Raw genomic sequence first — 24604 nt, 5'->3', positions numbered from 1 at the left:
CGAAAAATACTCCTAATGATGTCCCTGCCTGAGTCGTTCATATTCGTCATCGGACAATTGGAGAAATCGATTGCTTGGATAGGCACACATTTACGAAATGGATGCACTCTCGTTCGCTTCGCCCTTCTGCTGAGCAGTTGCGGGCTCGCAGGCGGCGGGGACCGGAAACAAGCGCTCTCGCAGCCAATCGTCCAGCCCGTCAACGCGGTCGGCCGAACAGGTTTACCAAACGGAACGGTCCCGCCGTGGCGGAGATACCGACGCACCGTGTTGCGCGCGCACCCGAATTCCTTCGCCCATCGGTTCGCTCCACCAGCCAAGTTCATGCAGCCGCAGCATCGCTGCTACCTCTTAGGCTGAAGCATCAGCTCTCTCCACATCGTTCTCGACAATGCAGGAATCTCCCAATTCCAATCGCCATCCATGCCTCCTCTCATAGTCGAGGGGGGAGCAGTTTCTCAATTTGCGGACAACTGAGACGTCCGGTGCTCTTAGGCAGAGGAATCATACGAGATCCCTCCTGCAACATCATTTCACGCATCCACAAGCTTGCCGGATCACTATTGTGGAGCGCAGGCCATTGGATGGCCTCCGTGAATGCGGGAGGAAGTGGTGGCGGAAGTTGGACAATCCGCAGGGGTGTTGTTTTTGCGAAATGCTGCGCCAGCCGTAAGGGCATGGTCCCGATGCGGCTGGTGCCGGATACAACGGGCGGGATCAGGCTAAAGCCGTGTACGACAACTTCGATACGTCTCTCGAAACCGTGCTCAAGCAGATACCATTCCTCGACGGAGAGCTGCCGGGTGTCCCCGAATTTGAGGACAACCTGCCCCATCGATAAGTATCGCTCCAATGTAAGTGGCTCTGACAGCTGCTTGTTCGTGCGGCAGCCTACGCATACGAGCTTATCTTCGAACAGGGCTGCGCGAGGATGTTTCGACATGAATACTTCCGGCATGATCAGAAAATCAACGTCGCCGCGCCGGAGAAGCTCCTCGGGGTCGTCGGAAATAGGGAGACATTCAAAGCGGACGGCCGGAGCTTCCCGCGCAGCACGTTCTACGATCTTCTTAAAAAATACGAGCGTGATGTAATCGGAAAGGATGATCCGGAAGCGACGATCCGATTGGGCTGGGTTGAAGGCGTCCCAGGAAATAATCGATAGCTGGATGTGCAGCAATGCCTCCCTGACTGCTGGGGCGAGCCCCTCAGCGCGCGGTGTCAAAATGAGCTCGCGGCCGCTCATCGTAAATAGCTCATCGCTGAAATAGGCGCGTAACCGAGCAACGGCGGCGCTCATTGCCGGCTGGCTCAGGTTAATACTGCGGGCCGCCGCGGTGACTTTACGTTCCCTGACCAGAGCGTCCAACACAACGAGGAGGTTCAGATCGAGTCCTTTAAAACGCATGTCTTGATCTAGGCGGCGTGTGAATGGGTTGCGCCCAAACATCCAATTCGAATGGTGAGTAGCGTCAACGCATCAGCCTTCGACGAAAAAGAGCAATCGAAAAGAAGAAGGGCAAAACCGTGTATATGCAAAGCGCGCCGATATGCAGGCCCATTTTGTCAATCGGACGGCCAAGCATCGCTGGACGAATGAGGTCGACTGCATGTGCGAGCGGCAATAAGGAGGCAGCATACTGAAAAGCGCCGGGCAATTGGTTGACCGGAAACATCGCGCCGCAAAGGAACAGCATGGGTGTAATAACAAGCGTATTATAAAATATGAAATATTCATAGCTGGGCGCAAGCGCCGTGACGACCATCGCTAGACTCGCGAAGGCGAGGCCATTGAGAGCGATGACTGGCAGCAAGCAGAGGATGGATGGCCACGATGCGTATCCGAGCGTGGTGGCAACAATAGTGATTGCTGTGCCCGCCATGAGGGCCTTCGTGGCTGCCCACGCCAATTCGCCGAGTAAGATATCGCCGAGCGTCAGCTGAGTGCATAGCATTCCTTCCCAGGTGCGCTGGTCGCCCATGCGGCCGAAACTCCCGTAGACCGTTTCAGCGGTCGCCGATGCCATCACGCTTGTGGCAACCATGCCAGCCGCGAGAAACGCAATGTACGAAGTGCCCTCAACAGGACCTATCATTGTTCCGATGCCAAAGCCGAGACCGAACAGATAGATCATCGGATCGGCGAGGTTGCCGAGAACCGATGCAAGCCCGATTTTCTTCCATCCAAGATAGTTGCGGCGCCAAACCGCGACCCAATTCCACGCATTGGCGGGCATGCCCGCCGCATAACGTTCGCCCATTGTTCAGTCCTCCATCTCGCGCCCGGTTAACCGCAAAAACACATCCTCGAGATTGGGGGGACGCTGCAGAAGGCGTAGACCCGTGCGCCCGCGTAGCTGCGCCAGCACCTGCTCCGGATCGGGTGCATAGCAAAAAAGCGTCTCACCGCTCACCTCGATGCGCTGTGCGTACGGCCGGATCAGCGCACCCAGTTCATGCGGATTGCCGCCGTAGACCTCGACCACGTCACAGCCGATCTGCTCGTCAATGAGTTCGGACGGGCGACCTTCGGCGATCTTGCGCCCCTCCTCCATAACGCACAGCCGATCGCACAGCCGCTCGGCCTCTTCCATGAAATGGGTAGTCAAAAGAATAGTCTTGCCCCGCGCCAGCAGCGATCGCAGCCGATCCCAGATCAGGTGGCGGGCCTGCGGATCGAGGCCGGTGGTCGGCTCGTCCATCACCAGCAAGTGCGGGTCATTGATCAGCGCACGCGCGAGCGTCAGGCGCCGCTTCATGCCGCCGGACAGTTCGGCGACGCGCGCATCCGCTTTGTTCTCGAGGCGGGCGAACTCAAGCAGCGATGGTATGACCGCATCGATCTGGCGTCTGCTCATCCGGAAGTAGCGCCCGAACACCAACAGGTTCTCGCGTACAGTGAACGCGGCATCAAGATTGTCGAACTGCGGGACCACGCCGATGCGCATACGTGCCAAACGCGCGCGCGCCGGCACTGGAGCGCCGAGCACAGTAATCTTCCCCGCATCAGGCGATGTCATGCCGAGGACCATACGCGCAATCGTGCTTTTGCCCGCGCCGTTCGGTCCCAAGAGCCCGAAGCATTCCCCCGCCGCAACGCGGAACGACAGCCTGTCGACAACGAGCTTGTCATAAGTTTTGCTTACGTCAGTAAGGTCGATCGCTACCATGGACATGGGTTCATTTTACCGAGAGGGACGACAAAACTGGCGGTTGCTTGGTTGCCTGCCGACCTGAAACTGTGACTCGTCTTCGCCATCCCCGCCGTCGATAACGAACTGATCGACATCACAAGGATCTAGCCGCTGCTCCGCTAAAGCGGCAACAATTGCGTCGAGATTATCGATGGATTGGTAACGCGGATCGTTGTGCCGCTTTTCCTGGTCAACGCAGAAGACGAGCCGTCCATCCTCGACCAGGGCGATCGCCCCATCATGGGTCAGCTTGGTACCACAGATGCGCATAGTGTCTCCACGTTAACGGCGATAGATTCGATTCATCAGGAAGCGGAAATCGGGTTCCGGAAACGGACGAGCAAGCAGTCTTCGTTGACCGACTCGCCCCGACACTCAAGACGCTCTACCTCGATCAACGTTTCGTTCAGCATGGCGATGACCGGCTCAGCACCAGCGGCGTGACCCCAGCGACGGCAATTAGCATCCCTTGCCGATCCGAAGATCAGATGCCCGCCTGGCGCAAGCACCCGCACCAGGTTTTTGACGGCCGCGCGCATCTCGGCTATGTCTCCGAGGTAGTAGAGGACCTCCGCCACAACGATCAGGTCAAACAACTCGTTGGTCGAAAACTGTTGAACATCGGAGACTATCCAGTTGATGCGCGACGGCTCCTTTATCCGTTGACGTGCTCGAGCAATCGCTTGCGCCACGACATCGATGACGGTGAGCCCTTGGCAGTAGGGGGCTAGTTTTTCCGTGAATGCGCCGGCAGCGCACCCGACTTCGAGGGCATTTGTAATGGAGCCTTGGGCAAGCGCCAGCTGGAGCATTTGCGTGTGGCGCTTCTGCTCGAACGGATTGCCGTCGAGGCGCCACGGATCGTCTGCGGCCAATTCCCGATCAAGCAACTGATGATTCGCGTTCTGGGTCAAACTCGTGCACCTCTCGTCCATCAGGTAAGTAGCGATCACTCGTCGCCGCAAATGTTGTCCGACAGGACTAATTCCGAAGAATCCCGCGCAAGATTGAGCCTGCGAAGCGGAGCCGAATGGGGCGAGAATTCTGCCCTGCTGGAACCAGTGATCGGAGTTTGGGTGGGGGCCTGTTTTCCCCCAGTGTTCGATGTAGCGACAGCAGAGCTTCGTGACAGCCAATCGCTATTGCTCAAGGTACACAGCGCGTAGGCCTTCAACGGAAGCAAGAGAAAGACGTTGATGAACGTGTGCAGCGAAAAGCCAAGAAATCGAAATTGTCGAGCACGAAATGCTACCACGCTGCATCGGAGCATGGTCATGGACACAATCATCAGTCCTGTCCACCAAGGCACAGTGCCTGTCAGTGCGAAATGTGCGAGGCCCGTTAATACCGATAGGGCGAGGAGTAGCGCGCCGAGATTCTGTCCGACCACGTCCAACGTGAGATAGCTATTTAGGCTAGGCAGCAAGCGCAGCCCAAGCAGCGTGTCCCGGAATGTGCTTCGTGCCCAACGGAGTTGTTGGCGCAGATACGGTCCGAGTCTGTTCGGAACGACTGTGGCCGCGATGGCGCTCGGAACGTATTCGGTTCGAAAGCCTGCTTTCAGCATCAGGATAGTGAGATGGCGATCCTCACCGAAGTCGCTTGGCTTGCCCCGAAAAAATTGCGACTCGTACTGGTCCAGTAACAAAAGGAGCGCAGACCGGCGGTACATGGCACATGGGCCGCAACAGCACATAACGGCACCGAAGCGAGCCTGTGCCGCGCGCTCCTCGTTGCAAGCCAGCCAGTACTCCATGTCTATCAGCCTGGTCAGCCAGCTCTCGGTTCGGTTACTGGCCGTCAACTGACCCATGACTGCGCCGACCGCTGAATCTCGCATCTTCGGTACAAGCTTGGAAATGACGTCGGGTGCGAGTACCGTGTCTGAATCAACGTTAAGCACCAGATCCCCTGATGAGCGGCGTATCGCGGCGATCTGCGCCTTGCGCTTTCCAACATTCTCGGGAAGCAAAATGATGTCGAACCTGGGGTCGCGCGCGTAGTCTTCGTGGACAGTTCCTAAGGCTTCGCGATTTCCAGAACCGTCATCAACCAAATAGACCCGAAGTCTTCCGGCGTATTCTTGCTCTGCAATGGAAGCCAGGCACTCTGAAAGCGTGCGCGGATCCTCGTTGAAGCAGGGGACGATGACATCCACGCTGGGCAGTTTGTCGGAGCCGACGAGAACCTCCAACGCCGACGAATCCTTTGTCGGCATAGCATAAAGCCCTTGCATGCTCTTATAGGCAGTCGAGAGCAGTGCATAAAGCGAAATGGCCACAGTGCTGGTTGTACCAAGAAGTGTCATGGGATCTCGTTTGTTCAGTGATGTTGAGGAAGTGAGCGGATTACAAATCCGCGCTCACGCAGTGCTGGAATCAGCCGGGACAGCGCCGTGACCGTCTGGTCGCGCATGCCGGCGTGAGCGCCCTGGCTCAACTCGCCGGGAGGGCATCCGTCGTGCAAGAGTACAATTGCGCCCGGCCGGACAGAGGCGAGCACTCTATCAATAATCGCCTCGACTCCAGGGCGAGACCAATCTCGAGGGTCGACGGACCAATGAAGGGCCGCCAGCCCGGCGATCTGTGATGCTGTGCAGACTTCTTCGCTCCAGGCGCCGTAGGGCGCGCGAACAAAGCGGACCGAGGCCTGCGGGCACGCTCTCATGATGGCGTCGTTCGCTTCAAAGACCTCACGTTGCACTTCGCCGAAACCGCATTGGTACAGGTCCGGATGAGACATCGTGTGGTTGCCTACCTCGTGCCCTTCTGCGATCATCCGTTGGATTAGATCTGGGTGCTCTAAGGCGTAGGCGCCGATGACGAAGAAAGTCGCCGGCACCCGCTGCTCTGCCAGCACGTCGAGAATCTCCGGTGTGAAAAGTGGATTGGGACCGTCGTCAAACGTCAGATAAACGCTTCGACGGCCGGTGCCGTCAGAGCACTCACGGCGCACTTCGTACAAGCAATCGGACCAGCTCATAGCTCTGGTCCGTTCCGATCTATCATCGTGCCCGTGGGCCATTCGCTGATCGGCCGTCCAACTGGCAGAACAATGGTGAGTGCGTCATCGATGCGTGTGGGCGGCAGGTCGAGGCGGGCCTCTGGTCGGGTGGAGCGCACGCGAATTCCCGACAAAACGGCCATAGGGCTGTATCGCCGTCCGAACCTCTCAACATGATTCCGCAGCGCGTCCCTGACCGTTCCGAAAGCGAATGGAACGCCAAGCTCCTGCAGTATTGGAAGCATGACATGGATTGAATGGGCGATTCCCAGACCCTCAAGGTCCGGACGTACCCCGTACAGGCCCAGCTCAGCCACCAACAGGTCGACCGCGTCGACCTTGATGAAACGGCGCAGTATGCCCATGTGAGCCGCTACACCGCTTGAATCATAGGCGATTACGCGGAGTTCAGGCCTGGCTCCGGCCCAGCTTCGACTACCTTCGAACGGTTCTGCGTTGGACGCCCCAGTCGGCCCGTACGTATCACGAAAGAACTCGGCGAGCTTAACGTGATCGGAGAGCTGCAACTCGTTTTCCCAGCACAACTTCCACTGCACCTGATGGCGCATTCAGGACCTCTCTTCATATTGGTTTTTGCGGCCGCATTACTCGACCAAAGCGGCGTTGGTGGCTGCACTCAGCCGTTGTCGTTGGCGAAGGTGAGCCAGACGCTCTCTCGAGTTCCGGCCCGTGTCGTCGATTTGAGCTTGACGTCGCTCACTTTCCGTTCCTCTAATGCATGGCTCGTAAATTCGTAAAATTGATTGTTTGAATGATACGCATCCACACGTTGGATAGAACATGACATGCGTTTTAAAGGGCTGGATCTAAATCTCCTCGTTGTGCTGGACGCTCTGATGAGGGAGCGTAAAGTCACTGCCGCGGCTCGCAGTATCAACCTGAGCCAGCCGGCCATGAGCGCCGCCGTTGCTCGGCTACGCGCCTATTTTAACGATGAGCTATTTACGATGAACGGCCGCGAGCTCATTTTGACGCCGCGCGCCGACGGGCTCGCCCCAGCAGTCCGGGACGCATTGCTGCACATCCAGCTATCGATTATTTCCCCCGACGCCTTCAACCCGGCCCAATCGGATCGTCTCTTCCGAATCATGCTTTCCGATTACATCACGCTCGTATTTTTTAGGAAGATAGTAGAGCGCGCTGCGCAGGAAGCTCCCGCCGTTCGCTTTGAATGTCTGCCTATTTGCGACGACCCCGAGGAGCTTCTCCGGCGCGGCGACGTTGATTTTCTGATCATGCCGGAAGTGTTCATGTCGAAACATCCTCGCGCAGCCCTGTTCGAAGATAAGCTCGTAGGCGTAGGCTGCGGCACGAACAAGCAGCTGTCGGAGCCACTTACATTCGAGCGATACTTGTGCATGGGACATGTTGTGCTCAAATTCAGGCACACCCGGCAGCCCACCATGGAGGAATGGTATTTGCTCGAGCACGGTTTCGAGAGACGTATCGAAGTTGTCGTACAGGGCTTTAGCCTGATCCCGCCCGTCCTGTCAGGCACCAACCGCATCGGGACCATGCCCTTACGGCTGGCGCAGCATTTCGCAAAAGCAACACCCCTGCGGATTGTCCAACTTCCGCCGCCACTTCCTCCTCCTGCATTCACGGAAGCCGTCCAATGGCCTGAGCTTCACAATAGTGATCCGGCAAGCATGTGGATGCGGGAAATGATGTTGCAGGAGGCATCTCGCCTGGCGCCTTTGCCTGAAATCATTGAGCGTCTCGGGCACGCCGATCCGACCTTTCGTTTCTTGGTACCGACTGCCACCTCGAAATCGCGTGCGAAGTCCCGGAAGATGTTAAGCCCCACCTAATCGCCCCCTGTAGACGGGCCGATCAGCATCTCGACAAGCGCCGGCGCGGCGCGTGTTGCCTACGTTCTGGGGCTGATCTCAGGCGAGTTGCTCGTCGAGGATGTGTGGCAGAGTGATGCCAGCTGCCTTGATTGCCCGCCTTGGCCGTAGGTGGTGACGACGCGAGCATTCTTTCGATGGCGGCTTCTGGAGGCGGACGCGATCGCGTCGGAGCGGTTGCCCTTCGGGCGTCGGGCCTTTGGCCCGGCAGAGCGGCGCAGTTCCTTGCTAAGTGCGAGGGGCCGGAACGAGCAGAACACACGCCCGGGCTGCTACTGAATTGACTGCCGCCTCGATTTGCGTGCGAAGTCCCAGAAGATGGTTAGCCCGGTTAAATTCCTGCCTTGCCGGCTGTGCCGCGGCTTTTCACGTGCAGCCAGGCGAGGAGATGGCGGTCGACGAGGTCGACCCCCAAATGGACTGTGCTGGCCTCGCTCGGCTATTGCCGTGCGGGATCATTGACCACACCCCCTTCACGAGAACGTCGGGCATGTTGGCAGTAAAGCCGGTGGAGGTTGACGCTGCGGATCTAGGCAATCTACCTCGCGCTTCCGCCTTAAGGCGCCGCCGATACCCAATTGGCTCTTCGTCCTGGGCCGCGGCTAGGGCCCGGGGGTGCGCCCACCCGTGTGGAGGGACCATCATTCAACTTTCTCTCGTTATGAAAGGAAACTCCCGCTTATGAACCTTCATATATTTTCCGGCAGATGGATGTCGAACGGCAGAAATGTCTGGCCGGGTGTTTCAGCGGTGCCGGTCTCGATAGCCCGTGTCATCAGCGTTATCAGCTCCTGGCAAAGCCGGCGCATTGGCGTGGCGACCGCCATCGTGACGATGTTATCTGCGAGCGCTGCCCGAGACTCAGGTGTGATTTCATTCACGATCGCGACGAGATCCCGACTTTTGCCCTCTTCTCGGAGCGCGGAGATGGCGCCCTCCATGCCGCCGCCGGCGACATAGAAGCCGACGAGCTCGGGCTCCCGCTGCATGAGATCAAGCGTTGCCTCGTAGGTGATCTGCCGTTTCTCGAGGTTCATGACCGGATCCAGCACCTCGAACGTGGGCGCGTTCTCACGGCAATAGGAGCGAAAGCCGACGTCACGGAGCTCGTGCCCCTGGAAACGATGGCTGCCGACAAACACCGCCACTTTGCCGGGCCGTTTTGCGACCTTGGACACCATCCAAGCGGCCGTGCGCCCCACCTTGCGGTTGTTGAGGCCGATATACCCCTGTCGCACGCCGGCGGCGAAGTCGGAAAGCAGCGAGAAAACCGGAATGCCCTTGGCCTTGAGGTCCTCAACCGCTGCTGTGATTTTCGGGTGGTCCGGTGCCACCATCGCGATTGCATGGCAGCGTGCGCCCAACTCCTTGAGCGGCGCGATCAGGTCGCTCGGCATATGTGACGGGGCGAATTCGACGAGCGGAATGCCGTGGAAGGACTGGGCCAAATTGACCGATGCTTCGACCTCGCGCGCAAAATCTTGGTAGAAATGCTGGGCCGGTTTTCTCAAGATGAAGCCCAGACGGTAGTGCGGTAGGTCTCGCCGCAACCGCTGCTTGATTAGCCCGGCAGCATGATAGCCGATCGCCTGGGCGGCGTCGTGGACCCGCCGCGCGGTCTCCTCGCGCACCGGATGGCGGGCGTTCAGAACCCGATCGATCGTTGCTACGCTGACTCGGGCTTCGCGGGCGAGATCGGCAATCGTGGGGCGCTTGGTCATAGGTCCTATTCTGATTGGTTTTTGACGCGGGCCGGCTCTCTGTCCGCCTAGCGCGTTTCCGTTTCGGGTGGCGAAGTGAAGACGTCCCCATACGAATGGGCACAACGTGTTGGACGAACATCATTGCAGACGTAAACCGGCCGGGTATACTGAAAGGCTCATTCGCTTAAAGGGCGGTGACGATTTGCACTCACACATTTAGCGCTTCTGATACATGGTCCGTGAGGAGCCGTTTAGAGGCTGCGGGTCGGTCGTTCAGTTATGTGACCAGCTAAGCGACTTGACAGGTCGTGGGCCGCCCACCTTACTTGCAGGAGGGTAGCCGGTTTGATGCCTCGGTAAGCTGATGACCGCTGAAGGCAGCTTTCATCTGTGCTCGGTCCAACTCTCCTTCCCAGCGTGCGACGACGAGGGATGCCACTGCGTTGCCGACGCAATTCGTCAGCGCCCGGCATTCGGACATGAATCGGTCGATGCCGAGTATCAGTGCCATCCCAGCAACGGGAACACTCGGAACTACCGCGAGCGTAGCCGCCAGGGTGATGAAGCCCGCACCTGTCACACCTGCAGCGCCCTTGGAGGAAAGCATTGCTACGAGCAGCAGCAGCACCTGATCGCCGATGGACAGATCCGTGTTCGTCGCCTGTGCGATGAAGAGAGCCGCTAGCGTCATGTAGATATTCGTGCCGTCCAGATTGAACGAATATCCGGCCGGGATGACGAGACCCACAACCGAACGCCTGGCGCCCGCCTTCTCCATTTTCTCCATCAGCGACGGGAGCGCCGCCTCCGAGGAGGACGTTGCGAGGACAAGCAGCAGCTCTTCCTTGATGTAACGAATGAGAGAACAAATCGAAAAGCCGTTGTAGCGGCAGACTGCGCCGAGAACCCCGAACACGAAGAGGAAGGCGGTGAAATAGAACGTCGCGACCAGCATCGCGAGGTTGACTACCGAACCGATGCCATATCTGCCGATGGTGAAGGCCATCGCGCCAAAAGCGCCGATCGGCGCGGCCTTCATCAGAATTCCGACGAGCTTGAAGACAGGCACAATGAGCGCCTGGAGGAAGGAAACGACAGGCTTGCCCGTCTCTCCGGCCATCGCAAGCGCCATGCCGAACAGAACCGAGAAGAACAGCACCTGCAGGATGTCGCCTTCCGCGAAGGCACCGACGATCGTTGGCGGGATGATGTTCATCAGGAAGCCGGTGACCGACTGCGCTTTGGCTTTTGCGGCATAGGTATTCACGGCCTGGACATCGAGCGAGGCCGGATCGATGTTCAGGCCGTCGCCAGGCTGGACGACATTGGCGACGATGAGGCCGACGATCAGCGCGAGCGTTGAGAAGGTGAGGAAATAAACCATTGCCTTGCCGGCGACCCGGCCGACCTTATGAAGATCGTTCATGCCGGCAATGCCGGTCGCAATTGTCAGGAAGATGACAGGCGCGATGATCATCTTGACCAGCTTGATGAAGGCATCACCCAGCGGCTTCAGGCTCTCGCCGGTCTCCGGATAAAAATAGCCAATTGCGACGCCGAGCGCGATGGCGGCAAGCACCTGGGCGTAGAGCTTGGTGTAGAAGGGTTTGCGGGGCGCGGGACTCGCGCCGCGGACTTGTGCAGCTGACACTGTTTCTCTCTCCCTGACCGGATCGAGGTGGCGTGACTTCTCCCGGGCTTCTCCCTATCGCGGCGCTCCGGTCGAACGCTGCACCACCGCCGCCGCAATACCCATGCCAGATGAATCCGCATCACCTGAACTGACGTGGGCTCGCCAATGATGGAGGAATGCGGTGTCAGACCAGCGGGCAAGGCCGCGGTCCGAACGCCCTTGATGGTCTCTGGCAGAGTGCTTGCGGGTCGATCCCTCTGGCTAGCGGCTTTGCTGCAAAAAGCGTGGTGGGTTCCTCATTAGCCGGCTTTGGACCGGGCCCCATCGTTGGCGCCAGCGCGTACCAATAGGTCGCCTGTTCAAGGCCGTCCAGATGACAGGCTAACTTACCCCTGTTCGGAAGCGCTCGTTTCTAGACAGCCTACGACCATGCAGCCACTGCAATCAGATATTCGGACGGCCTTTTGGACGACCAATTTTGCAAATCAACGCCCGCAGCAGGGGCAGCCGTTTCCAAGCGGTCGCATCGTAATCTGTTCAGACTTTTCGATACGCTCATTGAGTGTGCCGATTTCGGCCCCAGGCTGGTGATGGTGCTGACCAAGACGATGCGATTCAGAAGTTGCGGGCACCGCCTACGAAGTCGTACTCGATGCCAGCTTCGCGCCTTCACACGCGACATCGCCGCCGCCTGATCAACTCGAGAAAGATGGCGTCTGCCGCGACCGACCAGTGCCGTTGGCTGTTATTATCGCTCCCGCCCCTCCTTCGCGGGCGCTGGTGAATGGCACGGCCCCGCATTTACACTCCGCGCGGTCAGCGGCTCGGGCAAGGCATGGCCGGCCCAGGTATTTCTGCTTCAACGCAAAGATAGAACTGATGAATCCTATCATAGGCCGCGAGGTTTCCTTTCACAGATGAAAGAAAGCTCGATTGACTATGCCGCCTCGCTCCAGTCTTTTGAAAACAACGTGTGTTTGCCCGGGGCAAGCCAATAACATGGCCAAGCCTCGTGGAGGGAGTAGCCAAGCGATGCGTCAGGGCTAGACCCGCTTTGCACTCGACCACACGGCGGCGGCACGAGTTCACGTCGGAGCATTTTCGCGCGTGCCCGCGATGTCGCGGGCGCACATGCCGCCAGCCTAGATTTGATGGCGCGAGATCGAGGATCACATGCACCACAACATTAGCAAGTCAGAACAGAATGCCCGCGACTGCGGCATATCGCTGCCGAATGCGATAAAGGGTTGTCCAAAGTCCGACACGAATCCTGCGAGTGTGGCATTGCACGAGCGCGCGCTAACCGGCATCTTCGAAATATCGAAAGTACTCGCCGATGCCGCCCGGCTCGAACTCAAGTTGGCCAAGGTAGTCGATCTCCTGCACTCGTTTGTGCAGATGCGGCACGGCATCATCGCTCTCTGCGATGCCGAGGGCGGACTGGACATCTCAGTGGCCAGCGGCTGCGGCACGAACGGCAATGAGCCCTCCCGGTCGCGCCTGCCGCGCAACGCCATCGACCAGATTGTGACGACCGACACGCCGCTCCTCGCCGAGGACATAGCGATGCATCCGACCTTCACTGCCGCTGATATCGAGGTGCTTGGGGCCTCCGACACCGTGTCGTTCATCGGCGTTCCCATTCGTGTTGATGGGAACGCCATAGGCGCGCTGACTTTGGACCGGGTTTTGGAAAGCAGGTCAAGCTATCGGCTCGACGATGATGTCCGGCTGCTTACCATGATTGCCAACATGGTGGGACAGACAGTCAAGTTGCATCGCTTCTCCGCGGCCGACCGCGAGCGAACGCCGGAGCTGGAACATCGGCTGCAAACGAAATTTTCTGATGTTAAGCACCCTGCACCCCGGCGCAAAAAGGTCCACGTCGAGGGGATGATTGGTGACAGTCCGGCGATAAGCGCCCTGCTGGAGAAGATCGCGGTCGTAGCCAAGGCAAAAACCACAGTTCTGCTGCGAGGTGAGTCCGGTACCGGGAAGGAGCTGGCTGCCAAGGCAATTCACGAGTTGTCGCCGCGCGCCAAGCGGCCCTTCGTTAAACTCAATTGTGCAGCGCTCCCAGAGACAGTCCTGGAATCCGAATTGTTCGGTCATGAGAAGGGTGCCTTCACAAGCGCATTCAATTCCCGCAGGGGGCGCTTTGAGCTCGCTGACAAGGGGACGTTGTTTCTGGACGAGATTGGCGAGATCTCGGCCTCGTTCCAGGCAAAGCTACTGCGCGTGCTGCAGGAGCAGGAGTTTGAGCGCGTCGGCAGCAATCAGACCATCAAGGTCGATGTTCGCGTGATTGCCGCCACGAACAGGAACCTGGAAGAGGCGGTTGCAAGGAATGAGTTCCGCGCCGACCTATACTACCGCATCAACGTGGTTCCCTTGCTGGTACCAGCATTGCGCCAAAGGCGCAGCGATATTCCGCTCCTCGCAGCTGAGTTTCTCAAGAAGTTCAACGACGAGAACGGCTGTACGCTCACCTTCGATCCGCGTGCGATTGAAGTGCTGATGAAATGTGAGTTTCCCGGCAACATTCGCGAGCTTGAAAATTGCGTGCACCGGACAGCGATCCTGGCCGAGGGACTGTCAATCGGGAGAAACGACTTTGCCTGCTCCCAAGGCCAATGCTTTGCCGAGGCGCTGTGGAAGTGCAGATCGGGCAAGGCCGCGCTGCAACCACCGCCGATCCTGCCGGAGTCAGCGAATTTGGCCACGCCCCCGGACGAGGCCGCCAGTTCGGCCGCGACTAACCCGCTTGCCGGCGCAACCCACCCAATTGGCTCGAGGACGCCCGATATAGAGCGCGTCATTGCTGCCATGGAAAGATGTGGCTGGGTGCAGGCAAAGGCAGCGCGCTTGCTTGGGCTGACCCCGCGACAGATTGGCTACGTGCTGAGGAAATACGGCGTCGAGATCAAGCGTCTTTGAAAGCATGACCCTGGGCATGAGCTGAGCCGCTTAGCGCCTTGGCGCCGCGCAGCGATGCAGATCCGCGTGCGCGTCAACTCGATTCGACCGAGGACAGCCTGGCTGAATTCCCATGTCAGCCGGCGCTGCGACCATTGTGTGAAAGGCAACCCTGCCATCGTCAATCCCGTCCGCCATGTTGCTCTCGTTGCGAGCTCATACGGATGCCCCTGTGTGACTGAAACGGAGTTAAATATGTCCGATGCAAAACTGCAAACTGTGCTTTCGGCTCTTTCGCAAGTGACACGACAGTTGGATGCTCTGCCGTCCAACGGACCAGCGCCGGACGCAAATTTTATCAAGCTGAATACGAATGAGAACCCGTTTCCGTTGCCGCCAATCATAATGCAAAGTGCAGTGGCGGCCCTCAAGCGCCAGTATCTATATCCGGATGACGATAACTTCAGATTGAGGGAAGCAGCGTCCAGCACCTATGGCGTTTCCAGGGATCAGGTCATCGCTGGCAACGGGTCGTCTGAACTGCTCGGACTGATCTACAGAGCTTTCCTCGCACCCGGCGACAAGGTTGCGATGATGTCGCCAGGGTTTTCGTTCAACCGCAAACTTGCCATGCTTCAGGGCGCTGAGTTCCTCGAAATCGGATGTCAAGCTCATTCCCTGCCAATGGAGCAATTGCTTTCCGGTCCGGCAAAAGACGCCAAGTTTATTATGTTGGCCAATCCAAACAATCCGACCGGAACATTCCTCCCGATCAGCGATATCGAACGCCTCGTAGCACAATCGGACCGGTTGGTTGTCCTTGATGAGGCATACGTCGACTTTGCACCCGATCACGGACTGCGCCTCATCAACCGGTATTCGAACCTTCTGATCTTGAGGTCATTCTCGAAAAGCTATGCCGCCGCCGGCATTCGCGTCGGTTTCGGTTTCGGTCACCCTGAAATTATTGGAAGGCTGCGAAACATCCAGAACGTCTTCAACATGAACGTGATCGGGCATGCCGTTGGTATCAGCGTGCTTGCGCATCGCGGCGCCTACGCAGACAACCACAAGCACATCAAGGATGAACGAGAGCGAGTGACAGTTGCACTATCGCAACTCGGATTTTCCGTAACACCCTCCCGCGCAAATTTCTTGCTGGCCCGTGTGCCCGCGGGACAGGACGGCTCATGGTGGCAAGCAGCATTGGAGAGGCAAAAGATACTTGTCGCGTTTTTTCCGGACAAAGGCTTGGAACACTGTATCCGCGTCAGCATCGGCACAAAAGAGCAGATGGATGAATTTCTTGCTGCCGCTGGCGACATTGCTGGAAGCTTAAGGGTGCCAAGCTCCAGGGGCAGGGAAGCGTCAGGCTCTCCTTCTTCGTTACGCTGACGCTAATCGGCGATCACACACATCTCTTCCGACTTGCTTGGTGATCCCAGCAAGAAAACAGCCTGCTTTTAAAATCGGGGACTTAAAGAGTGACAAACGTCTTTCCTTCAAACCTGGCTTTCGGCATCTTCGATCATTTGGATGAGGATGGCCTCGATATAGGCCGGCAGTACGAAGATCGCCTGATCTTAGCAGAGGCGTGCGATCAGCTAGGGTTCTATGCCTACCATCTCGCAGAACACCACTGTACTCCCCATGGGAGAGGTCCATCGCCGAATCTGTTCTTATCGAGCGTCGCCCAGCGCACCCGGCGCTTGCGTCTCGGACCCTTGGTGATGCTGCTTGCGCTTTATCATCCGCTGCGTGCGTTCGAAGAGATCTGTATGCTGGACCAGTTGAGCGGTGGCAGGCTCGAACTGGGCATAGGGCGCGGTGCTCTCCCGACCGAATTGGGCTACTTCGGGATTGGTGCGGACGCGGTGCCGGGCCGTTATGCCGAAGCCAGCGAAATTCTTATGCAAATACTTGTTAATTCTAGGGAGGTCGGCACGCTATGCTATCAAGGCCGCCATTTCGATCTCAATGACGTTCCTTTGACGCTAAGACCTCATCAGCGTCCACATCCGCCCACATGGGTCGCTGCCAATCGACCCGAGTCCGCAGCTTGGGCCGCTGCGAATGGAACAAATATCGCGTGTGTAGGACCTTCCTCTTCCGTTCGCAAAACTACTGATGCGTTCCGCGCCTATCGAGAGGACAACGCAGGCGGGGGGGATCAAGGGCGATTTGTCGGATTGCTCCGCATGGTCGTGATTGGGCGTTGTGACACACATGCCTATTCGCTCGCGGCACCTGCTTACGCACGCTGGCTCAAGAGCTTCCAATTCCTTTACGAGCTTAACGCTATCCCCACTCCACCAAACTTGCCGCTGACCTTCGATGCGGCAGTCGAGAGTGAATTGTGCGTGGTAGGATCAGCAGAGTCTGTGCGAAAAGCTCTGCTAGATCAGTTGGAAGAGGCAGGTGCCAACTACTTGCTTTGTCAAATGGCATTTGGAAATCTGCCGCTAGATGCTTCCCTTTACACCGCGAGGACGATTCAGTCCGAAATCATGGCTCGACTTGGCTGACCATGAAATTCGCGGTCTGAGGTTAAATCGTTGTGCAGCGCTCTCACACTCATGTGCTCGAGCTTGCACGTGGTGGGGCGGGCAATCGGGAGGCGGCCAACTGACGACGAGCAGGCGGCACAGAATACCAGCTTTGTGCGTTGGCTGGCGGCTGGGCCATCGTGTGAACATGCACGATCCTAAGGAGAGGGTAGCCGAGCGCGTCACGATGCCGGCACGCGTCTGCTCGTCGCGCTGGCGCTAGTCGTTGCCCATAGCCAGCCGCAGGAGGTTCTTCTCGCCCGGGGCGGCGTCGGTGCGGCGCCCACTAATCCAGCTTCATCAGCGGCCCGTCGGTGGCAAAGCCGTCACTCGCTACGGCGCTATTGAGGGCGCGCTCGCGAGCGGCTTTGCGACGCCCAGCCAACACCTCCAGCGAGCTCGCCCGATGATGGTGGTGCACCGCGGTCGGATACGATGCTGGAGGAAATCGTTCGCAGCCGGTCTTCACGAATTGCGAGGAGTGCTCGTTCTTGAATGCTGGCTGCTTGCCGGATGCGGTGGCCTGAGTGGTCTGCCGACACGCCCGAAAGTCAACGCCACTACCACAAGGCCGCCAAGATGTCAGGTCTGAGAGCCAGCTTGGACGGTGGTATCGTGTTCGGGAAGGTCGTCGAAGGAGGCGTAGTTGAGATAGTAGAGTTTGGAATACAGGCCGCCCATGGCTATTAACTCATCGTGGTTGCCAGTCGCAATAACTTGGCCATTCTGAAGCACGATGATGCGGTCGGCCCCCCGGACCGTGGCGAGACGGTGGGCGATGACGAGGCCAGTCCGCCCTTCAAGCAGCTTGATCAGAGCCTTCTGAATCTGCAATTCCGTGTAGCTGTCGATATTGGCGGTAGCTTCGTCGAGCACGAGGATCTTGGCGTCAGCGACGAGGGCGCGGGCGAAACTGATAAGCTGGCGCTGGCCGAGAGATAAGTTGTCGCCGCGTTCGCCAAGTTGGGTCTCATACCCGTCGGCGAGGCTCATGACGAAGTCATGCGCGCCGACAGCCTTGGCCGCCTCGATCACCTTGTCGCGCGTGGCTTCCGTCTTCTGGTATCGAATGTTCTCGAAGACCGTCCCGGTGAACAGGAATGGCTCCTGCAGCACCATGGCGACCTGGCGGCCGAGCGATTCCTGGGTGAGGTCGCGTACATCATGTCCGCCGACCAGCACCTGACCCTGCTGAACATCATAGAAGCGGTGGACCAGGGCCATCGCACTCGATTTGCCAGAACCGCTCGGTCCGACTAGTGCGACCGTCTCGCCCGGATTGACCTTGAACGAGACATTTTTCAGAACCGAACGGTTCGGATCGTAGCCGAAGGTGACGTCCCTAAACTCGACCGAGCCGTCCATTTCGGGCGAAAGCACCTCGGCATTGGGTTTGTCCTTAACATCGATCTTGACGTCGAGCACATCGGTCAGGCGCTTGCCTGAGGCCATGGCGCGCTGCATGACCGAATATTGCAGGGTGAGTGAGCGGATCGGGTCAAAGAAGCGCTGGATGTAAAATAGGTAGGCTACCAACACGCCCACATCTATACGGCTATTCATGACCATCGAGCCGCCGACCACAATAACGGCGGCCAAGGCGAGGCCGGTGATGCCATCGACGATGGGCACCATGACCAGTGCATATCTGGCAGCGATCAGGTGGGTCCTGAGGTTCGCATGGGCCCGATCGTCAAAAAGACTGAAATTCACCTGCTGGCGGTCCATTGACTGTATGGTCCGCACGCCGTGAATGGCTTCGGCCAGCGCGCCATTGACGACGGAATTGGTTTCGTGTGCAGCCATGAAGGCGTCGCGGGCACGCGGCAACCAGACAATGCGGACGATCACCAGGATCGGCAGAACCGATAGCGTCAGGAGGCCGAGGCGAAAGTCGAGCCACAGCATTACGAAAACGATGCCGAAGAGAAGCGCAACATCGCCTAGGGAATATACCGAGGTTTCCAGGAACTCCTGTATGGAGTTAACGTCGCCTTGCAGGCGCGACATCAGGCGTCCGACCTCGGTCTTGTCCATGAAAGAGAGCGAAACCTTTTGCAGATGGCCAAACATGGCGCGGCGGATGTCGAACAGGACAGTTTCGGCCATTTTCCCATCCAAGGCTTCCTGCATGTAGCCGGCGGCGAAATTGACCAAAATCGCCGAAAGGAACGCGCCGACGGCCGCAAGCTGGGCTGAGCGATCGGGCCTTGCGGGGTTCATGCCGAGGTCGATCGCGTAGCGGATGATCAAGGGGATGAGAAGCTGCGTCCCGGTGAAGATCAGCATCGCGACAATCGTGACAACTACCTTTGCCCGGTAGGGATGGACGAAGCCCCAGATGCGACGGAGGATGCTCTTGTCGAAAGCCCGGCCGAACATCTCCTCCTCGATCCGGTGCGAGCCGACGACCGCGCGCGGAGGGCGTCTCCCGTCGTCAGGTTCGGCTTCGAGTTCGCCGCGGCCCTGGTCCATCAGCGGGCGCCCCCATCCTGGCTAATAATGCTATCACCCGGGCACGTCTGGAGATCGTAAAGGGCCCTGTAGCGTCCCCGCTTCGCCAGAAGCTCTTCATGCGTGCCGCGTTCTACGATTTCGCCGTTATCGACAAAAAGGATTTGATCGGCATGCTTAAGCGCACTCAGCCGGTGCGCGATGATGATCGTCACCCGATCCTTTGCGAAGCGCCGCATCGCCGCGCGAATGCGCAGCTCGGTGCCGGCATCGATCGCGGCCATCGAGTCGTCGAAAATGATGACGGAGGGGCGCAGCATCATGGTGCGAGCAATCGTGAGACGCTGGCGCTGGCCGCCAGAGAGAGAAACGCCGCGTTCGCCCACGACCGTCTCATACCCTGCCGGGAGCCCGAGGATGTAGTCGTGGAGCTGGGCGAATTCTCCAGCGCGTTCAATTCGCTGTCTCTTCGCCCAGGGATCGCCATAAGCGATGTTGTTCTCGATCGTTGTGGTGAATAGGAACGCATCCTGCTGTACAACCGCGACCGCCTTGCGAAGGCTCTCGAGGGTGACATTGCGTATGTCCTGGCCGTCCAACGTGATGGCGCCACCGGTCACGTCGTAAAAGCGGGGGACCAGATGAGCCATCGTCGATTTGCCGGAACCCGGCGGACCGACGATCGCGATCGTCTCGCCTCTCCGGGCCTCAAAGCTGAGGTTCTTCAGAATGGCGCGGTTTTCGGCGTTGGGGTAGGCAAATGAGACATTGTGGAAGCGCAGAGTGCCGTCACTTATCTCAAGCGGTCTGGCCTCGAGAGCATCCCTGATGGTGATCTCCTGATCGAGGAGACCGAAAAGCCGCGAACCGCAGCTAGAAGCGCGGGCAAACGCATTGACCATGAGACCGATCTGGCGGACTGGCATTTGCAGCATGGTCATGAAGGTCAGGAAGGTCGCCATGGTTCCGACGCTGATCTCGCCAGCGACGAGCTTGTTGCCACCGATCCCAAGCACCAATCCCATTGCGAAAAAGTAGGACAAGGTCATCGCCGACGTGTTGGGTACGTAGATGTCAACGAGATCGTTGGCGAGGTCGAGCGCGTTCTTGGAAGCGCCGTCGAACTTCAGCATCTCATAGGATTGAGCCGCAAAAGCGCGGACCACACGGATACCTGCGAGATTTTCCTTCATCACGCGGCTTAGTACCGAAAGGCGCTCATAGAGGTCGAGCCAGGTGGCGCGCAGCCTAAGCTGTGTGGTCGATGAGCGCCAAGCGACAAAAGGCACGAAGCTGAGCGCGGCCAAGCCGAGCACGGGATCGGTCGAGATCATCATGTAAGCGCCAATCCCGATCAGCATCGTCAGCAGGAGCACCCGCATGAGCCCGGTGGAAAAATACATCCGCACGCCTTCGAGATCGAGCATTCCGGCGGTTATCAGATCGCCTGAATGGGCCCGGTCGTGAAAGGAAAAGCTTAGACGCTGGATCTTGTCGTAGTAGGCGAGCCGCAATTCGTACGCGACATGATGCCCGACGGCTTCGGCAAAATAGTTCTGCGCCATCGTGAAAACGCCGCGTAGCGCGCTGACGGCGAGCAGCAGGAGAGCCGGGGCCCAGAGCGCTTGTCCTGCCGCAGCCCCCGCGACACCGCCCCCGATAGCTGTCTGGGTCTGGTCGACAGCCCGGCCGAGAAGCTGGGGAATGAGCAACTGGAGGATTGCCGCCATGATCGTCGAGCCCATAGCGAGGGCGACCTGCCACGGATGGCGCAGATTCATACGCGTGATGCGCAACAGCGTACTCAAATCCCGGCCCCAGCGCGCCGCTTCAACATGGGCCAACGAATTCAGTGCGTTCGTTGCGCCGCTGACAGCTTCACTGTTCACGGGTGTATTCCCGACTGCATTTTGCGCCTTCGAGGAAAGCCGAAGCAGACATCATCAAAGGCATCCGCCATTGTTAATCCCGTCCTCAACCTGCAGCCGTGCCCGTTCCCACAAGCCGAGCCGCCGCTTGACTTAGTGGCATGTCGATCACCGTGATTCCGCTTGCCGCAAGAAAACGCGCTTCGTTTCTGGTCAGGGTTTCCGCGTCCATTACGGTGCAATAGGGACCGCGGGAGCGCTTCATGATCTGTCTGGCGTAGGTGCGCAGCATCTGATCGTTGAAGCGGCAGCCAACGAAGAAAAATCCACGGGTGATGCGCCGTTCCTTCACAGCGTCTGGGATCGGTGTCTGGATATCAATTTCGGACAGGACTTCGACGTAGTCGGAATCTGCGACGAGAAAGTTTTGCGCGGGCGTAATACTCCCGTGAGGTGAATAGAGAACCGTCTTGGCCCCCAATCGGGGGTCGAGCTCCCTCCCGGACAAATCGTAGGTTTTCGTCCAAATGTTGCCGATTTCATTCGCGCGCGTGACGCCTTGTATCTCAACGACGTCCGTTCGGCCGGTCTCTACCAGAGCCGTGCGCATCGCGCTGTCATACCAGCTGTCGATGATGAGGGAGAGTGGCAGCCTTGCGAGCCAGGCGTGGAAGGGGGTCGGCCCCACCGGCGCTGCGAATATGTCGGTCATCCAAGCTTGAAGCGTCCGGCGATGCCGGCGCTGTTCGATGAACTGTGCAACCGACCACATATTGGTGCGGATCCTGGAAGGGGCTGGAGCCCGTGCATTGAGTGCCGCGGCAACAACCTCCGGGGTATGCGGCACAGGCGGTTCCACACAGTTCAACTCAAGAAGACCCGGACCGAGATAGGGGATCACCTCATCGGCGGCGAGCGCTTCCTTCGCCAGGTCAAGCAGCTTTTCAGCAAAACTGTCCCGCACAATGACGAGGTGGCCCCATGTCAGGATCGTGTTCATCTCGTTTCCTCGCGACGCACCTAGGGGCAGCATCAGCCCTCTTCGGAAATCTTCCTTGCCTCGACGGTGATCGGCAGACGCGTATCATGTGGGAGATCGGGTAGGAGGAGCCGCCACCCGTTCCTGAGCGTGACCGTTCCGCCCCACAACTCTTCCTTCTCGAGTTTGATGATCGGCTCTTCGAGGTCCTTTTTGGGGACATACGCTGACAAACCAGCATCGGTCCTGCGGATCATGACTTTCATCTGGCCGTCCCTTCATTGGTATTGCTTTCAGCACTGCAGGGCGCCTCGGCCTCGTCGAGGCTCATCAGTTCACGCGCTCGCATACCGACTACGGTGCCACGGTCGATCCACTCGACCGCATAGATGAAGAACTGCTGGAGAAAGGTGCCAATGTCGCGCACATATCCCTCGTCCCCCTTCCGCACGAGATTTTCGCCGATCTCCCTGCCAGGATAGGTGCCGTCATTCTTTATGTGGCGAGTGGCACGTACCCGCTCTCCCGGCATGAATCGTGGAGGCCTGCGGATTTCGATCTCCTCTTCGCGTCCGAGCGACATGTCCGTTCCCTGATTTCTCTTGCGGCTGAGATTGCGAACAAGGCGTTCCAGGCGTCCTGCGTAGGCAGCCCCCAACCATGTCGGCAGTCCAATGTCCGTTACGCAGGAACGCAGGTCTTCGGCACCGGACATACCGAGGCACATTGCTGCGCATCGAAGACCCCCTCGCATTCGGTGCACTTCTGTGACTCGATCACGTAGCTCTCGCCTTTGAACTTGATCGCGCCGGAAGGACATTCGAATTCGCAGGCGCCGCATTGGGTGCATTGGGATGCGATGATCTTGAAAGCCATTTTAACTCCTGGTCCGAATGAATGAGACAGCTCAGGCCGTCGCCGCGAGTGTGGGGATCCCAGATGCGGCGATGTAAATCGCGCTGATTGCTGTCTCGATATAGTCATGGGCACAGGCGTCGGTGGCTCTGATTCCAGCCTCCGCGAGCTGATCCTGCGGGCAATTTCCAATCTTGGCGCACAGCACGATATCTATGCCTTGAAGCGCTGCGATGACGCCATCGAGGGCGGCTTCTGCGCCCCAGCCGCCAAGGCAATACTTGTCCACCTTCCGATGCCCGACGAAGCTGATCCCTTTCAGCGAGGCTTGATAAACCTGGAATTCCTTCGCATGGCCGAAATGCTCATTGACGCGGCCGCCGCCCTTGGTCGCCACCGCGAAGAGAAGGGACTTGCCGGGGCTCGCTGCCTTGACCAATCCGATCGCTTCTCTCCTAGCCTCGACGTGATCACGGCGCTCCTCCGCGACCAGCTCCCGATAGGCCTTGCGTTTGCTGGCATCGTAGGTGACCTCGCCGGGAATCCGGTCGACTGTGAATTCCTGGCCACGATCTTCTCCGAGCAGGCCCACGGCATCTGCCCGGCACTGCCGGCAGTGGCGCATCAACTGGGCGCCGTTTTCGACACGATCCTGAAGAGCCTTCATCTCCATTGCGTTTGGGCCGCGCTGCCCGCTCAGACCGTAGTGCGTGCCGTGGGCCGGGTCCGAAATCAGCGGCATAAGGTTGTGCAGGAACGCGCCTCGCTCCTTAATCCATCTATTCACCTCGATCAGATGCTCATCATTCACGCCCGGGATCACCACCGAGTTGATTTTGGTGAGGATGCCCCGCGCGGTCAGCATCTCCAGGCCCAACATCTGCCGCTGGTGCAGGATCCGGGTGGCTTCAATGCCGACGTAGCGGCGATGATCGTGAAAGATCCAAGGATAGATCTTTGCACCGACCTCAGGGTCGACCATGTTGATCGTGATCGTCACGTGATCGACATTCATGTCAGCAAGCTCATCGACATGGTCGGGCAGCGCCAGCCCATTCGTGGATATGCAAAACTTGATGTCTGGGATTTCCCTGGCGACCCTGGCGAAGGTCGCCTTCGTCTTCTTCCAGTCGTAGCAGGCGTCGCCCGGTCCGGCGATGCCGAGCACGGAAAGCTGCGGCACCTCATTGGCGACCGCGATCACCTTGCGTAGCGCCTGATCGGGCGTCAGCTTTTCAGAGGCCACCCCAGGCCGGCTTTCGTTGGCGCAGTCATATTTGCGATTGCAGTAGTTGCACTGGATGTTGCAGCCCGGCGCGACCGCGACGTGCATACGCGCGAAATAGTGATGCGCCTCTTCTGAAAAGCAGGGGTGATCCTTGATCTTCTCCCAGACAGCCGGATCCGTGTCGTCGGGCTTTGTCGACGAGCCGCAGGACGAAGACGCGCAGCCCCCGAGTTTCATGGTGCCAAGCAACTGGTCACCGAATGTCGTGCTGAGGCTCTCAAGCGAAATTGCCGGTGCAGACATGAACGGCTCCGTTGCTGCGTGATGTCGCAGTTCAAAGCGCAAGAGCTATGC

20 protein-coding genes and 2 pseudogenes are annotated in these 24604 nt (G+C 58.6%); 4 read left to right on the top strand and 18 right to left on the bottom strand.

The annotated features are described in order from the left end of the window. Positions 1 to 165 precede the first annotated feature (165 nt). From NKI88_RS19010 to NKI88_RS18970, 9 genes and pseudogenes are all read right to left on the bottom strand, one after another. A pseudogene (locus tag NKI88_RS19010) lies at positions 166 to 425 on the bottom strand (hypothetical protein); the annotation flags it as partial. 8 nt (positions 426 to 433) lie between these two features. Then, positions 434 to 1408: a LysR family transcriptional regulator gene (locus NKI88_RS19005; protein ID WP_023806356.1), complete on the bottom strand. Its 975-nt coding sequence runs from the start codon at positions 1406 to 1408 to the stop codon at positions 434 to 436. Positions 1409 to 1472: 64 nt separating this feature from the next. Next, positions 1473 to 2261 (bottom strand): ABC transporter permease, encoded by a 789-nt coding sequence (locus NKI88_RS19000; RefSeq protein WP_023806355.1) that lies wholly within the window; start codon positions 2259 to 2261, stop codon positions 1473 to 1475. 3 nt (positions 2262 to 2264) lie between these two features. Beyond that, entirely contained in the window at positions 2265 to 3176 is a 912-nt protein-coding gene (gene nodI, locus NKI88_RS18995; protein ID WP_023706355.1) for a nodulation factor ABC transporter ATP-binding protein NodI, read from the bottom strand. Positions 3177 to 3230: 54 nt separating this feature from the next. Then, positions 3231 to 3464, bottom strand: a pseudogene (locus NKI88_RS18990) (carbamoyltransferase N-terminal domain-containing protein); the annotation flags it as partial. Between the two features lie 35 nt (positions 3465 to 3499). Then, positions 3500 to 4129, bottom strand: coding sequence for a nodulation methyltransferase NodS (gene nodS, locus NKI88_RS18985; protein WP_031198788.1), 630 nt, complete (start codon positions 4127 to 4129; stop codon positions 3500 to 3502). A 14-nt stretch (positions 4130 to 4143) separates the two neighbouring features. After that, complete coding sequence (nodC, locus tag NKI88_RS18980; RefSeq protein WP_352656566.1) at positions 4144 to 5502, bottom strand: chitooligosaccharide synthase NodC; 1359 nt, start codon at positions 5500 to 5502, stop codon at positions 4144 to 4146. Positions 5503 to 5516: 14 nt separating this feature from the next. Then, on the bottom strand, positions 5517 to 6176 hold the full coding sequence (gene nodB / locus NKI88_RS18975) for a chitooligosaccharide deacetylase NodB (RefSeq protein ID WP_023806351.1): 660 nt from the start codon (positions 6174 to 6176) through the stop codon (positions 5517 to 5519). Continuing rightward, positions 6173 to 6766 (bottom strand): NodA family N-acyltransferase, encoded by a 594-nt coding sequence (locus tag NKI88_RS18970; protein WP_023694280.1) that lies wholly within the window; start codon positions 6764 to 6766, stop codon positions 6173 to 6175. Before NKI88_RS18970 ends, nodB begins: the two co-directional genes overlap by 4 nt. 237 nt (positions 6767 to 7003) lie before the next feature. Between NKI88_RS18970 and NKI88_RS18965 the strand changes: the two genes are divergently transcribed. Then, positions 7004 to 8029, top strand: coding sequence for a LysR family transcriptional regulator (locus NKI88_RS18965; RefSeq protein WP_023807977.1), 1026 nt, complete (start codon positions 7004 to 7006; stop codon positions 8027 to 8029). Between the two features lie 728 nt (positions 8030 to 8757). Here NKI88_RS18965 and NKI88_RS18960 read toward each other — a convergent pair. After that, positions 8758 to 9789, bottom strand: a complete 1032-nt coding sequence (locus tag NKI88_RS18960) for a LacI family DNA-binding transcriptional regulator (protein ID WP_023672231.1) — start codon at positions 9787 to 9789, stop codon at positions 8758 to 8760. Between the two features lie 304 nt (positions 9790 to 10093). Further along, positions 10094 to 11422 (bottom strand): dicarboxylate/amino acid:cation symporter, encoded by a 1329-nt coding sequence (locus NKI88_RS18955; protein WP_023706359.1) that lies wholly within the window; start codon positions 11420 to 11422, stop codon positions 10094 to 10096. 1155 nt (positions 11423 to 12577) lie between these two features. Here NKI88_RS18955 and nifA point away from each other — a divergent pair. The 3 genes from nifA to NKI88_RS18940 all read left to right on the top strand — a co-directional run bounded on the left by nifA (position 12578) and on the right by NKI88_RS18940 (position 16845). Then, a complete protein-coding gene (nifA, locus tag NKI88_RS18950; RefSeq protein WP_352656564.1) occupies positions 12578 to 14341 on the top strand; it encodes a nif-specific transcriptional activator NifA in 1764 nt (587 codons plus the stop codon). Positions 14342 to 14575: 234 nt separating this feature from the next. Beyond that, positions 14576 to 15715: a histidinol-phosphate transaminase gene (gene hisC / locus NKI88_RS18945; protein ID WP_352656562.1), complete on the top strand. Its 1140-nt coding sequence runs from the start codon at positions 14576 to 14578 to the stop codon at positions 15713 to 15715. Positions 15716 to 15804: 89 nt separating this feature from the next. Continuing rightward, positions 15805 to 16845, top strand: coding sequence for an LLM class flavin-dependent oxidoreductase (locus NKI88_RS18940; protein ID WP_352656560.1), 1041 nt, complete (start codon positions 15805 to 15807; stop codon positions 16843 to 16845). Positions 16846 to 17448: 603 nt separating this feature from the next. On the opposite strand, the gene NKI88_RS18935 is transcribed toward NKI88_RS18940, so the two are convergent. The 7 genes from NKI88_RS18935 to nifB form a co-directional block, all read right to left on the bottom strand. After that, positions 17449 to 19341 (bottom strand): ABC transporter ATP-binding protein, encoded by a 1893-nt coding sequence (locus tag NKI88_RS18935; protein WP_023727113.1) that lies wholly within the window; start codon positions 19339 to 19341, stop codon positions 17449 to 17451. Continuing rightward, positions 19341 to 21209 (bottom strand): ABC transporter ATP-binding protein, encoded by a 1869-nt coding sequence (locus NKI88_RS18930; RefSeq protein WP_023712675.1) that lies wholly within the window; start codon positions 21207 to 21209, stop codon positions 19341 to 19343. Before NKI88_RS18930 ends, NKI88_RS18935 begins: the two co-directional genes overlap by 1 nt. Before the next feature lie 85 nt (positions 21210 to 21294). Next, on the bottom strand, positions 21295 to 22188 hold the full coding sequence (locus tag NKI88_RS18925) for an SIR2 family NAD-dependent protein deacylase (RefSeq protein ID WP_031197236.1): 894 nt from the start codon (positions 22186 to 22188) through the stop codon (positions 21295 to 21297). A gap of 32 nt (positions 22189 to 22220) precedes the next feature. Beyond that, complete coding sequence (gene nifT, locus NKI88_RS18920) at positions 22221 to 22433, bottom strand: putative nitrogen fixation protein NifT (protein WP_023672220.1); 213 nt, start codon at positions 22431 to 22433, stop codon at positions 22221 to 22223. After that, positions 22430 to 22750, bottom strand: coding sequence for a nitrogen fixation protein NifZ (locus NKI88_RS18915; protein WP_023672219.1), 321 nt, complete (start codon positions 22748 to 22750; stop codon positions 22430 to 22432). Before NKI88_RS18915 ends, nifT begins: the two co-directional genes overlap by 4 nt. Before the next feature lie 98 nt (positions 22751 to 22848). Continuing rightward, entirely contained in the window at positions 22849 to 23043 is a 195-nt protein-coding gene (locus tag NKI88_RS18910; protein ID WP_023672218.1) for a 4Fe-4S dicluster domain-containing protein, read from the bottom strand. 31 nt (positions 23044 to 23074) lie between these two features. Further along, entirely contained in the window at positions 23075 to 24553 is a 1479-nt protein-coding gene (gene nifB / locus NKI88_RS18905) for a nitrogenase cofactor biosynthesis protein NifB (RefSeq protein ID WP_352656557.1), read from the bottom strand. Between the last annotated feature and the right edge of the window lie 51 nt (positions 24554 to 24604).

It is taken from the genome of Mesorhizobium sp. M0317 (assembly GCF_040321555.1).
In the GTDB taxonomy this organism is placed as follows: domain Bacteria; phylum Pseudomonadota; class Alphaproteobacteria; order Rhizobiales; family Rhizobiaceae; genus Mesorhizobium.
The sequence above is the reverse complement of the archived record's forward strand: the minus strand, read 5'-3'. Positions and strand labels throughout refer to the sequence as shown.